The sequence below is a fragment of the Bacillus sp. 1A genome (genome assembly GCF_052682215.1).
This window is the reverse complement of the sequence record NZ_JBQYLZ010000001.1, coordinates 879,629-895,301: the sequence shown is the minus strand read 5'-3', so window position 1 is coordinate 895,301 and position 15,673 is coordinate 879,629. Positions and strand designations below refer to the sequence as shown.

Genomic DNA, 15,673 nt, shown 5'->3' with positions numbered 1-15,673 from the left:
ATAAAAAAATATCACCACTTCCTTATTACAGTATATAAGGTTATTATAATAACTGGAGTATTAATATTTACTAAGTTAATTATTGTAGGGAGAGAATTTAATAGTATGGACATTTTAATAACAATTTTAGTATTTGCTTCAATCGGTTTATTAGTATACTCACTAATACAGAAAATAAGAAAAAAACCAGCTATCATATGGCTTAAAATTGCTGCTATACCATTCGGTCTTGCTTTAATTGTATCTGGATTTTCTGTTGGAGTAAGAGGTGGATTTGCCGCAATAACGTTTATTATTGGTGCATGCGCTACAGTAAAACTAATTATACAATTTGTAAAAAAACAGTCGGGAAAATTAAAAACTTTCATTGTGGTTCTTATTGCATTTACCACGTATACCATACTAGACAATGTAATTCCATATAGTACAAGTGTTGAAAGTAGCGATGGAAATGTTACAAGTCAAAAGAAACCTGCTGTAGATGTGGGGAAAGTAGATAAAAAAGAAGAATCTAGAGAACCTACTCACAAACAGTATAGTACGGAAGAAATTAAATCAATGTTTACTATCGGGATGAGTATAAAGGAATTTGAAGAAAAAAAAGAAGACAGTAAGATAAAAGTTCGAAACTATAACAATTACAATCCAGCCGGATTAAACTCATTTGATACTAAAGATGGGCAAATTGTAGTAGTGGTATTAAATGCAAAAGAAGTTACTAAAATAGAAACATTAACTGACGAAGCTTCTTTAGGAAATTTCATTAAAGAAGAAGAAAATAGAATAAACGAAGAAAAAAGAATTGCTAAAGAAGAAGCTGATAAAAAACTAAAAGAAGCATACGAAAATAATAAACAAAAATTAGAAGGATCTGGTGATTCTGTCACAAATAAAGTCAATCTAAAGTCAGGTTTGGCATTTTTTGATTTTAATAATACAGGTTCAAGAAACTTTATTGTACATTTAAAAAATGCTAGTGGTAATGACGCTGGATTGTTAGTAAATACAATTGGTAGCTATAAAGGAAAAGTATCAACTACAATTCCGGCTAGTGGAGAATATTATTTAGAAGTGAAATCGAGTGGCGATTGGAATGTAGCAATAACGCAAGAAACACCACTTGTATCAGAATCGGTTCCAGGGACAATTAACGGGCATGGTGATGATGTAGTATTCATTAATATCCCAAGCGGAAATCATATTGTTAAGTTAAAGCATACAGGTTCAAGAAACTTTATTATTAAAGTGAATGATCAGAATTTATTAGTGAATAAAATTGGTTCTTATGAAGGTTCTTCTTCTCACGTTTTCAAAGATTCAGGGATGTATAATTTTGGAGTAAAAGCAGATGGAGATTGGAGCATTACAATAGAATAGTACTATAAGGGTGGCCACAAATATAGTTATAGCTTTAAAATGAAGTTTAAATTAAAAACCTTCGTTAAATTTAATGAAATATTGATTTAAGACGTTTTTTGGGAGTCTTAGATTAAACCCTTGTATAAAAAATAATTTTATATGACTAACACGAGAATCTATTTTGATTAATCTTTTTTCAAAATGGATTCTTTTTCTTTATCGTAAAACATGTTTTTATGCAGAAGGAAATGAAACTGGATACTAATTAATAACATAAAATATCTAATTACCAATAAAGAAGATTCGTTTAATACTTGTTTTCTTGTCCAAAAACAATAATAAAAACAGAAGTATCCACTTTCTTGTCTAAAAAGTATCCATTTTCATGTCCTTGTATGTAGAAAGACATGAAACTCTAAACTAAAATATCATGAACAATCGTTGATAAATAGCCATTATCATAAATTTTGTAGGGACTTTCATGTCCTAATAACAGGACATGAAAGTCTAAACTTTTTGTACCTAGGACAAGAAAATCTAAACTACTTAGCCAGTAATAATGCAATAAGAAGAAAGTTAACTTTCTTCTTATTAGGTTTCTCAAGTAGAATTGTTACATTTTTTACTCTAAAATATTGGTGATACCTCTAATGTAAAAACTTTTATTTAAAAAGCCATAGGTTCTTTACCTTTATTTGTCCAAACGGTACCTCTACGTTCAAATTCAATCATTTTCTCGACAGCGTGTGCAATTTTTGGTCCTAGTTTTTGTCCAATTGTATAAATAGCAAGATCTATCCCTGAAGTAACACCACCGCTAGATACTAAATCTCCATCATCTACGATACGAGCATGCACTGGTGTAGCTCCCATTTTAGGTAAAGCACCCATCCCCATAAAATGTGTACTAGCATATCGACCATTTAGTAGTCCAATCATGCCTAAAAGGTTAGCACCTACGCATACTGTATTTAAAGTAATATTAGGGTTGTGTGCTGCTTGGTGTAGCAAGGTTTTCAACTCCGTCTCAGAAGCTTTTTTTAACCTATTTACAACTGAATTTGGTCCATCATCGTAGGAATCGCCAGCACTACCTGGAATTAAAATTACACCTTCAGCGGTTGGATCGAGTATGCCTGTGGCTTCGATTCTTACGCCATTTACTCCACTTTTAACTAATCTTTTCCCTTCGACAGTTACTAACTCCACTGTTACTTCTTCTGGAGATAGAGCTGCTGCAACGTGAAAGACATCATAAGGAGCAAGTGCATCCATTAAATCAAACCCATCAAATAAAACAACTTGAAATTTCATATTTTATACACATCCTATAATTATTTCAGACCGAACAGTTCGGTCTGATGAAAGTGCTATATACAGATTAATGAACAATCCTCCAGTTACACGGAATATGATAATAGGTATGTATATATAACAGTCAATAGTTGCTTATAACACCTGGATTTTAATATCATAAAAATTCTGTAATATACGGCGGAAAAGTAAATAAAAAGAGAGAGTTTAGAATCTAAAAACCTGAATTTATAGATGTAATTATCCGTGATGTATGGGTTTTATGAGTAGCATCATTATATACATTTTGAATTTCCTTTCAGTGTTATAAATGGGGGGGAGTGTTATATATGGTTCCAATGTAGCATACAAGTATCTAAATGGATTTTGTCTTAATACAAAACTGTCTATTTAATTATCGCTAAACTTTTCTATTAGTTATACCAACCAACATATGTATAAAATCTTGATTTTTCAGTTTAAATTATTTAACATCTAACCATTAATCTTATTACTATCAAAAAAGAACTTGTAGTCTAGCTACAAGTTCTTTTTTGATAAGGTTATATGTTTTTAAATGAGGCAGTCCTATTGTTATATTTATAAGATTGAATAGATTTTTTGAACTACTAATCATTTGGCACCATACTGTAATTAAAAGAATGGTGAATTGTCATGAGCTGTCTTCGATGAAATAACCGAATGGAATATATGACATAAAACTTTAACACCCTCTTTTAATTCTTGTTCACTCATATAAGAAAAACTTAATCTCATATGATGATTTTCTAATTCTACAGGGTAACAAGCTGAACCAGGCAAAAATGTCACTTTTTTCTTTTGTGCTTCTAAAAGAATAGAATTTGTATCTACCCAATCAGGAAGACTAATCCAAAGATTTAATCCTCCTTCAGGAGTGTACCATGAAACTTCAGAAGGAGCATACTTTGATAATAAATATAAAACTAGATCTCTTCGTAATTTCAAAGCAGTTCGTAACTTTTTTATATGCTCCATTGATTTCTCTGATTTAATAAACGGTAATATCATCTTCTGAGTGAGTAAAGGACTACCCAAATCTGCGTTAGCTTTTGCTGCTAACAATCGATTAAATATGGAACCAGAAGCAACTAAAACTCCAATTCTACAACCAGGTGCAAATGTTTTACTTAAACCTTTTAAATAAATAACATGCCCGGAATCATCTAAGCTTTTGATAGGAACCGGTGGTTTTTTACTAAAGTAAATTTCATTCCATGGATCATCTTCTATAATTATGCTATTGCTACTTTGGGCTATATCAAGAATCTGTCTACGTCTTTTAGCAGTTGTGATAACACCTGTTGGATTATGAAAAGTAGGGACTGTATATATAACCTTTGGTTTATATTTATCGCATAAACTCTGAAGAATATCTATCCTCATGCCATCTTTATCGATTGGAACGGTAAGGACTGTAGCACCTCTCCCGCGAAAAACATCGATTGCTCCTGGATAAGTAGGAGCCTCCATAATAACCACATCATCAGGCCCGATAAATGTACGAGCAATTAGACCGATTCCTTGCTGAGAGCCATTTGTAACTAATATATTATCTGGATCCGTAGTAATATCAGTTCTTTTTAAATATGCAGCCATTTCATGTCTTAGTTCAAGATCTCCTTGAACTTCTGCATACTGGGATAAAATCCTTGGATTATGAACAAATATTTTTTGAACTTCTTGTTCTAAAAAGCGGTTAGGAAATAACCTGGGATCAATCATTGAAGATGATAATTGAATCATTTCTGGAACTTGATGAAAACGAGAAAATTGAGATCTAGGTAAGTAATCCTGAATTGAGAGCTGCCAATTATAAGGTGAAACTTTTGGTTGTCGATTAACAACTTCTTTTCTTTCCGGATTAACAAAGGACCCTTTCCCTTGAATAGAAGTAACGAATCCATCTTCCTCGAGTTTCTTATATGCTTTTGCTACTGTCACTAGACTCACCTTCAATTGTTTTGTAAGTGTGCGTATAGAAGGTAATTGTGTTCCTTCTTGTAGAAAGCCAGAACGTATTTGATCGACAATAGATAGATATATTTGTTTGGAAAGCGAAATTTCACTATTACGTTGAATTTCAAAATGCATATTAAATCTCCTTTCAGTGTTATAGAAGGTGGTTGCGTGTTATATAGGGTTTCGATATAACATACAAGTAGTTCAAGGGATTTTTAAAATAAAATTTAAAATGCGAAAGGAGGTAATAGCTCAATTAATAAGTATTAGGTTAAACGTCTTTACTTAAAATGATACCTATATGTGATGATAATTGAATCATTTCGCACAAAAGCGTTTTATATTTATAACCCATTAAGTAATGTGAATTAAACGAGACTTATAGTATAGAGGCAATATACGTGATTTTTAAGATTCATGCAAATATTTAATTTTGATTAAATAATTTTTTAGGTAGTCAGGGATTGCAACATTATCACGCTTAAAAGGAGAGATATTATGTTTAAACACGATACTATTGTACGTTTTAGTGAATGTGATTCTTTAGGACATGTAAACAACTCAAAGTATTTTACGTATTTTGAAGAAGCAAGAAATGACCTCTTTAAAATTTTTAACCCGAGTCTAAAGATAGAATCCTGGAATTTAATTGTTGCTTCAACTCAATGTGACTTTATTCGTGAGGTGGTTTATGGTCAAAAACTAGTTGTTTCTACATGGATTAGCAAAATAGGTAATGCAAGTTTTCAAGTTGAACATGTTATACAAGATGAAAATCAAAATTGGATTGCAAGAGGAAAAGTTATTTTAGTTCATTTTAATTTTCATACACAAAAATCAATTCCTTTATCTCAAGAAATAAGGAACGTACTTTCGGAACATACTGAGGCGCCTAAAGGTGTTCCGATGCTGAGATAAAAACATCATAATCATTTGATCTTAATACACAATGGGACACTATGGAGGTATATGCAATGAAATATTATGTAGTAGACGCATTTGCAGAAAACGTATTTGAAGGAAACCCTGCAGCAATTTGTATCATGGAAGAGTGGATTTCAGATGAGAGGATGCAAAAAATTGCGATAGAAAATAATCTGTCTGAAACAGCTTATGCTGTAAAAGAAGGGGAGGGATATCAACTAAGATGGTTTACTCCTGGAGGAGAAATTGATCTTTGTGGCCATGCAACTTTAGCCGCGGCATACGTTATTGCAAATTATTATGAAAAAGGTATTGAGGAAATAATATTTCTAACAAAGAGCGGAAAACTTGTTGTATCCAAAAAAGGTAATCTTTATGAGATGGATTTCCCAAGCAGAATGCCTGAAAAAATTGCATTAACAGATGAGATGGTTAAAGCCATTGGTATAAACCCCATTGAAAGCTACTTAGGTAGAGATTTGATCTTTGTATTAGAAAAGGAAGAGGATGTTCAAAATCTAACTCCTGATTTTGCGAAAATGAAGGAGTTAACAGAAGGATTAGCCGTATCAGTTACTGCTAGAAGTGCTAAATATGATTTTGTTTCCAGAGTTTTTTTTCCAAAACTAAATGTAAATGAAGATCCAGTTTGCGGTTCAGCGCATTGTAGTTTCATCCCATTTTGGGCACAACGTCTTGGTAAAGATGAAATGGTTGCAAGGCAGCTGTCTGACCGAGGCGGAACACTATATTGTAAACATGAGGGAGACAGGGTAAAGATTGCTGGAACAGCAGTTGTATATGCCATTGGTGAGATTCAAATTTAATAAAAAGGAAGCTAGAAAATGAAAATAGAACAAAGAATGGAAGAACTAGGTATTATATTACCTAAGACTTCGCCTGCTAAAGCATTGTACGTACCTGTCAAACAATTAGGAAATTCTCTTTTTGTTTCAGGACAGGCTCCATTTATAGATGGTACACCCGCTTATACCGGAAAAGTTGGTGGAGAAAGAACCTTAGAAGAAGCACAAGAAGCAGCAAGAATTTGCATTATTAATACACTGGCAGCAGTCAAAGAGTATATTGGTGATTTAGACCGTATTGTAAATGTAGTGAAACTACAAGCCTTTGTGAATTGTGAAATTGAATTCAATCAACAACATATTGTTATTAATGCTGCTTCAAAATTATTACATGATATCTTTGGAGTGGAAGGTCAACATGCACGGACGGCAATTGGAGTGAATCAGTTACCCATGAATATCACAGTGGAAATTGATTCTATCTTTGAAATTCAGGCCCAATAAGCGAATTACAAATGAAATTTCCCCTTAAAAATAATAATAAATACTAAAATCACATGCTAGCTGATAAGGATATTCAGCAAGTATTATAATTTAGCTTTCAATTATAATACTTACATTAGACGGAGAAAAATATATGAATAAAAAGAATAATTTAATTGATAATCAAAACAAATGTAAAACTCTTAAACTTTCCAAAAATGATCAGTGGCAATATGAATCATTTTATAAATACCAACCTGTATTTTCATGTAAAACTTTATTGAAGTTTTTCATTAGAAGAACAAAGCAATAGTATTAACTTACATTACAAAGTCTGAATTTTCTTTATTTAAATTTAGGAAAGGGATGCAACTTGTGAAATGCAGATCAAAGCAATTACTATAGAGGAAATTTATCAGGAGATATTAGATGGAAAAAGAAATAGATTCCCGCCAAACACATGGAAATTAGATAAAAATAATGAAATGGCTAAAAGAGTAACAAGGTATTTAGTAACAAACATTTTAAATTGGAACGAAGAAAAGATCAAACAGAATTGGAATAACGCATTAATTGCAAAGTATCGATTACGTGGCGTATTGAAACATTAATATGAAAATAGTCCGTATGCAATGATTAATGATTTATATCCAAACAGATATGTAAAACATTCATTTAGAGGATATATAAATAAAGCTTAATATATTTATAAAAGTTACATTAACATGATAATCCGAAAGGGAAAGGAAGGTCCGTAAAATGTCGTTAGAAAAAGTCATTTCCTATTTTAAACAATATGGTATGGAAGATAGAATTATAGAGGTAACAGAATCTAGTGCAACAGTTGAATTAGCAGCAAAAGCGTTACAATGTGAACCTCAAAGAATCGCAAAGACTTTGTCTTTTCAAATAGAAGATCGTGTTTTAGTAATAGTAACTGCTGGTGATGCTAAAATTGATAATCGTAAATACAAGGAACAGTTTGGTGTTAAAGCTAAGATGATTGATGCAAACAAAGTAGAAGAGTTAATTGGACACGCAATAGGTGGTGTTTGCCCGTTTGCTGTAAATAAAGATGTAGAAGTGTATTTGGATGTATCACTACAAAGATTTATAACTGTTTTTCCTGCTTGTGGAAGTGGAAATAGTGCTATTGAATTAACAATAGAAGAACTAGAACGATACTCAAAATATTTAAAGTGGATTGATGCCTGTAAGGGATATGCAAACTAAGAAGCAATCTTAGGAGAACAATCCATATATGTACGTCTGTACGCTATTTTTATAGAACTATAAATTACAGAGGGATTGAATAAGAATGAAAAAAAGATTTTTTATAATAATGTTAGCTATGCTATTCAGTATTGGATTGGCTGGCTGCGAGCAATGGGATCGTTATAGTCCGTTTGTAAGTGCGATAGATGTATATGGTGTAGTGAAAGAAGAAGCTAAAAAAGACCCTAAGGCCCCTAAAGATGTAATTCATTATTCATATGATTTAATTGGATATGATGAAAATTTAAATAAAATAGACTTAGGTTTTGGATCAGATAACAAATTTCCTATTGGCACATATATTAAAGCTGCGAAAAGGGGAAGTGATACAAGAATGCATGATATTTCAGTTATTAAAAAAGAAGAGATTCCAGAAAATATATTAAAGAAATTAAATGAGAAGTAATAACCTCGATAAAAAACTACCTTCTATATTGAAATGAACCCCGAAAACGGGACACCTATCAAAACACCTAAACCACTTGTTCCCTAAATTCTTTAGGGGATAGGTGGTTTAATTTTTCTTGAATTCGCACACAATTGTAGTAATGAATGTATTCTAGCACAATCTTTCGCACAGTTGTGTTGGATACTTTTGTTATCTCTTGTGAATAGAAGGCTTCACTTTTTAAATGACCAAAGAAGCTTTCCATGACGGCATTATCATGGCAATTTCCTTTTCGGGACATGCTGGTGATGATGCCGTTTTGTTTGGCATATGCTTGAAATTCCTTCGCCGTATAAATACTTCCTTGATCTGAGTGAAGAAGGACATCTTTTATTTTCCGCCCTCTCATTGCTTGTTTTAACGTCTTCATCGCTAATGGCAGTGCTTGGGACTCGCTGATGACATAACTAATAATTTCACGATTAAAGGCATCCATAATCGTTGATAAATACAAGGTACGCTCTCCAAATAATAGATACGTCACATCCGTAAACCACTTTTGATTTGGTGCGGATGCATTGAATTGGCGTTCCAATCGATGAGGGGTCACCACTGGTTCCGCGCCATTGATATATCTCTTTTTCTTTCGACGTACTTTTGAGAGAATGTGATTTTGTCTCATGATTCGTAATACTTTTTTATGATTGACACACAGCCCCATTTTTCGAAGAGTAGCCGTTACTCTTCGATATCCATACCGTAATTTATGCCGAAGACAAACGTCCTTTATTTTCTCTTCCATCTCATCTCTCAGGTCCTCTGTTCGTTGTAACCAGCGATAAAATGTGGAACGAGGTAATTCTAATACAGTACACAATTCTTTTACTGTTATTTTTGCTTTTAAATTGTTCCATAAAGTAACTACAGTTTCCGGGTTCAACTCCTTTCGATTTCCAGATACTTTCCCCATATAAGTAATTTTGTTTTTAATTGTTTATTTTCTAACCGTAGCTGTTCCAATTCATTTAACTCTTTTGGCCCTTTCCCATAAGAATATTGTTTTCCTACAGGTTGTTGAAAACGATACGTTTGATTGGTACGATACCATTTCATCCATGTCTTAATTTGGGAAACATTTTTAATTCCAAGCTTCTCCATGATTGTCCGATTGGAATATCCATCCTTTTTCATTTCAATCACTTTCCACTTTATTTCTTCTGGGTAATGAACTCTTGTTTTCAAACCAAAAACACCTCTGTTGAATTTGCATACTTAGTATGCGAATTCAGGAGGTGTTTTTTTCATGTACTACTATTCGGGTTCACTTCAAAATAAGGAATGTTATTTTATTTTGTACGAGTTTGACCTACTATTTTGTATGTGCTCTTCTTTCTATCTTATAACAATCCGCCAATATATCTTTTAAATATTCCTTATATTTGGAGCGTAGCATTTCTGGAGAAATGATTTTAATTTCTTTACCGAAAGACAAAAAATACTGAACTAGAAAATCTATCTCCTTTTCTCCAAAAGTCCCAATAATGTATTTATTTTGTTCTTCTTCTTGAAGAGATATGTTATCGTAAATGCGTTTATAGAACTGTTCGACCCCTTTATCACTAACTTTGACTTTAAAAGAAAAAGGGCGTTGTGTATTGAATTGTTTTCTAAATAAAGAACTAATTGTCTCTTCAGTAAAAGGAATGCTTTCTTTATCTTTATACTTTACGGATTGAATATAGTCACAACGAAAATTTCGAAATTCATTTTTGTCTAAATCCCAACTAAAGTAATACCAATTTCCATCCGTGATTAATAATCTTAGGGGTTGAATGACTCTTTGATTGTTGCCATAGCGATAATAACTGATTTCTATTACCTTTTTATTGAGTATTGCAGAGAAAAGTTCTCCTAAAAAAGGAGATTCTTTTTTTGATTTGTTCCTACAAATTGGATGACTTGATCCGCCTGTTGAACCATTTCTTTTTGCTTCTTTGGCAGTATAGCTAATAGTTTTTCTTTAATTTCTTTGTAGTCTTTATCAAATGGAGTTTTTAGCAATGTTTTTAATAGTTGTAGCGAAAAGAATATAGAATGTAATTCATTATTACTAAAATAAATTGGTGGTAGAAGTTGATTTTCTAACACGTGATATCCACCATGACTTCCCTTTCAGAATAAAGAGGAACACCTAGTTCTTCTAGGGAAGAAATGTCTCGTAAGGCGGTACTTCTAGAAATATCGAATTCTCCAATCAAGTCGTTAAGGTTAAAATTCTTTTTTGAATTGATATAGATCATTTCTTGAATGAGTCGCTCGTCTTTTTTCATAAAAAGTTCCTAATGGTATCATGTTTTGATACCATTCTATCATATACTGAAGGTATCAAAAATAAAGGTGTGAAAGAATTATGAAACAGTACTCTAATGCTGAAGAATTAATTGAATCAATCGATAAAGCCTATAAGAAATTTATTGAAGAATTTAAGGTGATTCCTGAAGAGTTGAGAGATAAACATATCTCTGAAGTGGATAAATCTCCTTCTGAAATACTTTCTTATCAATTGGGGTGGATCAACTTGTTGTTATCGTGGGAAAAAGACGAACAATGTGGACTTGACGTACAAACGCCCACTCCAGACTACAAATGGAATAACTTAGGTAGACTTTATCAATCTTTTTATGAGCAGTACGGTGTTTTAACCTTAAAACAGCAGGAGGAAGAATTGACAAAGTTAGTTCGAAAGTTAGTCGATTGGATAAATGATCTTTCTGAAAAAGAATTATTCCAATCAGAACAAAGAAAATGGGCCACAACAAAAGCAATGTGGCCTGTTTGGAAATGGGTGCATATCAATACAGTTGCTCCATTTACGAATTTCAGAACTAAAATTCGCAAATGGAAAAAAATAGTTTTATAAGAAATTTAAGAAAAGTAAGTATCCAGAAAGTTAGACAAAAGACAATAAAGTCCATTTCTTATACACTAAAAGAAATGGACTTTATTTATTTGAATTTTCTTAGTGTACGAAATTCGCGCTTTGTTGAAGGAACCTCATCGCTATCAAGCTAATAAAAAGAAAGAGAAATGATTATATGAAAACATCACTTCTCTTTCTTTTTATTTACGAGTGGCTCCAAAAAGAAGGAATGGTTGCCGTACCCCATAAATGATTACTTTTTCATCCATGTATCTACTAATTTTTTATTCTTTTTTATCCATTTTTCAGCGGCCTGTTCAGGGTCATTCGATTCATTAATCATGGTCATCAACGTTCCGAGTTGCTCATCGGTCATGTTCCAGTTATCAAAATACTTTATAAGCTCTGGATAATCTTTTTCAAATCCTTTACGAACAGAGTAATAAATATCATCTTTTTCTCCATACACCTTTTTAGGATCTTTTAAATATTTAAGATCAAACTCTGAAAAAGCCCAATGTGGATTCCATAACGTTACTGCAATGGGTTTCTTTTGATTATATGCTTTTTTTAATTCACTCATCATAGCGGCTTCTGAAGATTGAACAAGATTTAGCTCTATCCCATATTTGTTTATCGCTTTATCTGTTAAGCCCATTAAACTGCTGCCAGGTTCAATACCAATGATTTTATTGTTGAATTTATCCTTATTTATATTCAAATCCTCAATACTATTGATATCTGTCATGTATGAAGGAACAACTAAACCAAGACCAGTACCTTTATACCACGCTGATTTTATTTCAACATCATCCTTATATTTTTCATATAATGGCTTATCAGTAATTGGTAACCAGACCTCTAAGTTGGCATCCACATCTCCTCGTGCTACTCCGGTCCAAACAGCTGCCTTTTCCAAATATAACAATTCAACTTTATAGCCCTTTTGCTCAAGTAATACTTTCCACATATTTGCGGTAGCTATGTTTTCTTTCCAACTCGTTACACCAATTTTGATTTTGCCTTTTGCATTACTGTTCACGCCACTACAAGAAGTAGTAATTATACTAATTAATAATAGTATGCACAGAAGCCATATTTTTTTCTTCATCAAGCTCCTCCTAGTCTCTATGATTAGATATTTCTTCTTTAACTAACGCAGAAAATCATTTCAGTAAAGCTAAATATTTTATTTTTATAAATAAATATTTTATAATTATAACTATGAATAATATAAACTAACTATTAATAGCTTAACAAAAAAATAAAAAAAAGTCTTTGATGAACTATTGTAATGTACTATTTGGTTTAGAAATTGTTACAGTATTTGTATAGAGTCAAAGAAAAGGAGTGAAAGAATGAAAGAAACGAAATTACGTGTTGAAAACGTTACAAAAGTATTTGGAAAAAATCCTTCTAAAGGAATCGCTTTACTAGAAGAGGGAAAAAGCAAAGCTGCTATATTAAAAGAAACTGGTATGAATATTGGCGTGAACCAGGCAAAATTCGATGTTTATGCTGGTGAAATATTTGTCATTATGGGATTATCCGGTAGTGGGAAATCTACACTTGTTCGCATGTTAAATCAGTTAATCAAACCGACTTCTGGCCATATATATATTGATGGTGAAGATATCGCAACAATGGGAAAAGAATCTCTTCGAAAAGTAAGAAGAAACAAAATGAGTATGGTATTTCAAAAATTCGCCTTATTCCCTCATCGAACGGTTTTACAAAATGTTGCATATGGTTTAGAAATACAAAAAGTATCAAAAGAAGAACGAGAAACAAAAGCGTTAGAATCTCTAAAATTAGTAGGTCTAGAAAACAATAAAGATAGTTATCCGGAACAACTTAGCGGTGGTATGCAGCAGCGTGTTGGTATCGCAAGAGCACTAACAAATAATCCAGATGTCCTACTGATGGATGAATCATTTAGTGCGTTAGATCCGATTATTCGAAAAGAAATGCAAAATGAATTATTAGAACTGCAAGATAAAATGAAAAAAACGATTATTTTTATTACACACGATCTAGATGAAGCACTCCGAATTGGTGATCGTATTGCTTTAATGAAAGACGGAGAAATTGTTCAAATTGGAACACCAGAAGAAATTATGGTGAGTCCTGCAAATGAATTTGTAGAGCAATTTGTTGCTGATGTAAATTTAGGAAAAGTTTTAACCTCTGAATCCATTATGAAAAGACCGGAAACCTTATTGATTGATCGCGGTCCACGTGTTGCACTCCAAATCATGAAAAATGCTAGTGTTTCTAGCGTATATGTAGTGAATAAGAAACATGAGTTTTTAGGTGTCTTAACTGCTGATGATGCTAGTAAAGCTGTTAAAAGACAGGTTCCAATAGCGGATTTATTAGTAACAGACATTCCCCTTGTTTATTTAGATACTCTATTAGAAGAAATGTATATAAAAATGGTTAAGGCAAAGTTACCTCTTCCTGTTATAGATGATAAACATAGATTACGAGGGATAATAAAGCGTGAAAGCATTATTCAAGCTTTAGCAGGAAATGTAGAGGAAGAGGTGAATGATAATGAATAGTATTCCACGTATTCCTTTAGGAGAATGGGTTGACACACTTGTTACAAGTTTGTATCAGCATTTCGAAGGGGTGTTCAAAGGATTTTCTTTTATTATCGGGGGATTTGTTGATTTATTAACAAATCTATTAATATTTATCCCAGCCATTATTTTTATTGCAATCACATGCTTATTAGTTTGGTACACCTCCCGTAAAATTTCACTTATAGTATTTTCTTTAATTGGATTTCTGTTTATCCTTAACATTAACTATTGGGAACAGACCATGCAAACACTAGCGCTTGTCTTGACGTCTGTTATTATCTCTATCATTATCGGTATACCAATTGGGATTTTGGCATCTCAGAACGAAAGGTTTTCCAAATTTTTAAAACCAACTCTTGATTTTATGCAAACAATGCCTGCATTCGTTTATCTTATTCCGGCAATTACATTCTTTGGTGTTGGAGTAGTACCAGGTATTATTGCATCTGTTATTTTTGCAATGCCACCCACTATTCGCTTTACTGAGTTAGGGATTAGGCAAGTACCAGAAGATTTAATTGAAGCAGCTAATGCCTTTGGTTCAACATCGTCACAGAAACTATTCAAAGTACAGCTTCCACTTGCAACTGGAACAATCATGGCTGGTGTAAATCAGAGTATTATGCTTTCTCTATCAATGGTTGTCACTGCATCTCTTGTCGGTGCACCAGGTCTTGGCGTAGACGTTTATCGATCGGTTACACAAGTTAATATAGGCATGGGCTTTGAAGCAGGCCTTGCTATTGTAGTAATTGCAATTATATTAGATCGAATTACACAAGGTTTTCATAAAAAATAATTATAATGTACATACTAAAAGTTATCATTTGAAACCGTGAGAAATTTATTGCTTAAAGCTGGTGCAAGTAAGGTAATATTAGTTGGTATTATCCCTTTTAAGTAGACAGTGTAAAAAGACTACATTCTTAATGTGGAATGTTACACTATACTTGAAGGGATATTTTAATGGCAAAAAAAGAACAACATTTCAAAAAATATGCAGAGACATTTAAAAGGAAAGAGAAAAAATATGGAGGATAAACCAAAATGAATGATTTTCATATATATGAAGAACAAGCGGATGTACTTAGAAATATTGCACACCCTGTCCGACTTCAATTACTTCAGGAACTGATACGAAGAGGTGGTTGTACTGTGACCGAACTATATCATATGTTGAAAATTCCCCAAGCCACTACTTCTCAACACCTTGCAAAATTGAAAAGAGCTCGTATTGTGAGAAGTATTAATCAAGGAACAGTGAAAACATATCAGGTATGTCATGAACAGATACATCCAATTGTTAATATATTAATGAATACAAGATAGACGAAGAGTAATTTCAATTTCTATTAATGTTTCATGAAGTACTGGATATCTAACCAAATTAGTATGGCGAGGATTAAATTTATTTAAAATTAAGAATAGTAAATCTTAATTCTGTCAATTTACTATATATTACATTTATGTAAGTATTGTTATAAGGACGTTTTTTAAAACTTTCCCCCTAATAAAGTTTTGAAAGAGTTGTCTCAGTATTCTCCATGTTGTAAATATGCCAAGAAAAAGAGAATCCATTTGGGTTCTCTTTTTCTTTTAAATTTGAGTCCTTAGCCTCAAATTTAAAATACGCAGT

General features: G+C 32.5%; 17 protein-coding genes and 1 pseudogene. 11 read left to right on the top strand and 7 right to left on the bottom strand.

The window, feature by feature from the left end:
• Window positions 1–105 precede the first annotated feature (105 nt).
• Complete coding sequence (locus tag ACUN0F_RS04515) at window positions 106–1,377, top strand: tripartite tricarboxylate transporter TctB family protein (RefSeq protein WP_327988941.1); 1,272 nt, start codon at window positions 106–108, stop codon at window positions 1,375–1,377.
• A gap of 648 nt (window positions 1,378–2,025) precedes the next feature.
• Here ACUN0F_RS04515 and ACUN0F_RS04510 read toward each other — a convergent pair.
• Window positions 2,026–2,673 (bottom strand): DJ-1/PfpI family protein, encoded by a 648-nt coding sequence (locus ACUN0F_RS04510; protein WP_327988942.1) that lies wholly within the window; start codon window positions 2,671–2,673, stop codon window positions 2,026–2,028.
• Between the two features lie 633 nt (window positions 2,674–3,306).
• Window positions 3,307–4,785 (bottom strand): MocR-like pyridoxine biosynthesis transcription factor PdxR, encoded by a 1,479-nt coding sequence (gene pdxR / locus ACUN0F_RS04505; protein WP_327988943.1) that lies wholly within the window; start codon window positions 4,783–4,785, stop codon window positions 3,307–3,309.
• 366 nt (window positions 4,786–5,151) lie between these two features.
• Between pdxR and ACUN0F_RS04500 the strand changes: the two genes are divergently transcribed.
• The 6 genes and pseudogenes from ACUN0F_RS04500 (at window position 5,152) to ACUN0F_RS04475 (ending at window position 8,547) form a co-directional block, all read left to right on the top strand.
• Entirely contained in the window at window positions 5,152–5,571 is a 420-nt protein-coding gene (locus ACUN0F_RS04500) for an acyl-CoA thioesterase (protein WP_327988944.1), read from the top strand.
• A 56-nt stretch (window positions 5,572–5,627) separates the two neighbouring features.
• Window positions 5,628–6,404, top strand: a complete 777-nt coding sequence (locus tag ACUN0F_RS04495; protein ID WP_327988946.1) for a PhzF family phenazine biosynthesis protein — start codon at window positions 5,628–5,630, stop codon at window positions 6,402–6,404.
• Between the two features lie 18 nt (window positions 6,405–6,422).
• The gene (locus ACUN0F_RS04490) at window positions 6,423–6,887 is read left to right on the top strand and encodes a RidA family protein (RefSeq protein WP_327988947.1); all 465 of its coding nucleotides are present in this window, start codon (window positions 6,423–6,425) and stop codon (window positions 6,885–6,887) included.
• A gap of 359 nt (window positions 6,888–7,246) precedes the next feature.
• A pseudogene (locus tag ACUN0F_RS04485) lies at window positions 7,247–7,546 on the top strand (DUF4046 domain-containing protein); the annotation flags it as partial.
• 79 nt (window positions 7,547–7,625) lie between these two features.
• Window positions 7,626–8,099 carry a YbaK/EbsC family protein gene (locus tag ACUN0F_RS04480; protein WP_327988949.1) on the top strand — a complete coding sequence of 158 codons (474 nt, stop codon included), beginning with the start codon at window positions 7,626–7,628 and terminating at the stop codon, window positions 8,097–8,099.
• An 85-nt stretch (window positions 8,100–8,184) separates the two neighbouring features.
• Window positions 8,185–8,547 carry a DUF1093 domain-containing protein gene (locus ACUN0F_RS04475; protein WP_327988950.1) on the top strand — a complete coding sequence of 121 codons (363 nt, stop codon included), beginning with the start codon at window positions 8,185–8,187 and terminating at the stop codon, window positions 8,545–8,547.
• 67 nt (window positions 8,548–8,614) lie between these two features.
• On the opposite strand, the gene ACUN0F_RS04470 is transcribed toward ACUN0F_RS04475, so the two are convergent.
• The 4 genes from ACUN0F_RS04470 to ACUN0F_RS04455 form a co-directional block, all read right to left on the bottom strand.
• Window positions 8,615–9,771, bottom strand: a protein-coding gene (locus tag ACUN0F_RS04470) for an IS3 family transposase (RefSeq protein ID WP_445539180.1) whose coding sequence is annotated in 2 segments (ribosomal slippage) — window positions 8,615–9,522 and window positions 9,522–9,771 — 1,158 coding nt in all. Because the reading frame shifts where the segments join, the coding sequence is not laid out codon by codon here.
• Window positions 9,772–9,898: 127 nt separating this feature from the next.
• Complete coding sequence (locus ACUN0F_RS04465; protein ID WP_445540801.1) at window positions 9,899–10,399, bottom strand: WYL domain-containing protein; 501 nt, start codon at window positions 10,397–10,399, stop codon at window positions 9,899–9,901.
• Between the two features lie 41 nt (window positions 10,400–10,440).
• Window positions 10,441–10,677 carry a hypothetical protein gene (locus ACUN0F_RS04460; RefSeq protein WP_243707102.1) on the bottom strand — a complete coding sequence of 79 codons (237 nt, stop codon included), beginning with the start codon at window positions 10,675–10,677 and terminating at the stop codon, window positions 10,441–10,443.
• On the bottom strand, window positions 10,671–10,829 hold the full coding sequence (locus ACUN0F_RS04455) for an HTH domain-containing protein (RefSeq protein ID WP_243707104.1): 159 nt from the start codon (window positions 10,827–10,829) through the stop codon (window positions 10,671–10,673). The genes ACUN0F_RS04460 and ACUN0F_RS04455 overlap by 7 nt, the downstream gene beginning before the upstream one ends.
• 110 nt (window positions 10,830–10,939) lie before the next feature.
• Between ACUN0F_RS04455 and ACUN0F_RS04450 the strand changes: the two genes are divergently transcribed.
• Window positions 10,940–11,449, top strand: coding sequence for a ClbS/DfsB family four-helix bundle protein (locus ACUN0F_RS04450; RefSeq protein WP_063226548.1), 510 nt, complete (start codon window positions 10,940–10,942; stop codon window positions 11,447–11,449).
• Window positions 11,450–11,702: 253 nt separating this feature from the next.
• Here ACUN0F_RS04450 and ACUN0F_RS04445 read toward each other — a convergent pair whose 3' ends face one another.
• The gene (locus ACUN0F_RS04445) at window positions 11,703–12,560 is read right to left on the bottom strand and encodes a glycine betaine ABC transporter substrate-binding protein (RefSeq protein ID WP_131935114.1); all 858 of its coding nucleotides are present in this window, start codon (window positions 12,558–12,560) and stop codon (window positions 11,703–11,705) included.
• A gap of 247 nt (window positions 12,561–12,807) precedes the next feature.
• On the opposite strand from ACUN0F_RS04445, the gene ACUN0F_RS04440 reads away from it, so the two are divergent.
• The 3 genes from ACUN0F_RS04440 to ACUN0F_RS04430 all read left to right on the top strand — a co-directional run bounded on the left by ACUN0F_RS04440 (window position 12,808) and on the right by ACUN0F_RS04430 (window position 15,366).
• Window positions 12,808–14,013 carry a quaternary amine ABC transporter ATP-binding protein gene (locus ACUN0F_RS04440; RefSeq protein ID WP_327988129.1) on the top strand — a complete coding sequence of 402 codons (1,206 nt, stop codon included), beginning with the start codon at window positions 12,808–12,810 and terminating at the stop codon, window positions 14,011–14,013.
• On the top strand, window positions 14,006–14,836 hold the full coding sequence (locus ACUN0F_RS04435) for an ABC transporter permease (protein WP_131935112.1): 831 nt from the start codon (window positions 14,006–14,008) through the stop codon (window positions 14,834–14,836). The genes ACUN0F_RS04440 and ACUN0F_RS04435 overlap by 8 nt, the downstream gene beginning before the upstream one ends.
• 248 nt (window positions 14,837–15,084) lie before the next feature.
• On the top strand, window positions 15,085–15,366 hold the full coding sequence (locus tag ACUN0F_RS04430) for an ArsR/SmtB family transcription factor (protein WP_044784718.1): 282 nt from the start codon (window positions 15,085–15,087) through the stop codon (window positions 15,364–15,366).
• The last annotated feature ends 307 nt before the right edge of the window (window positions 15,367–15,673 follow it).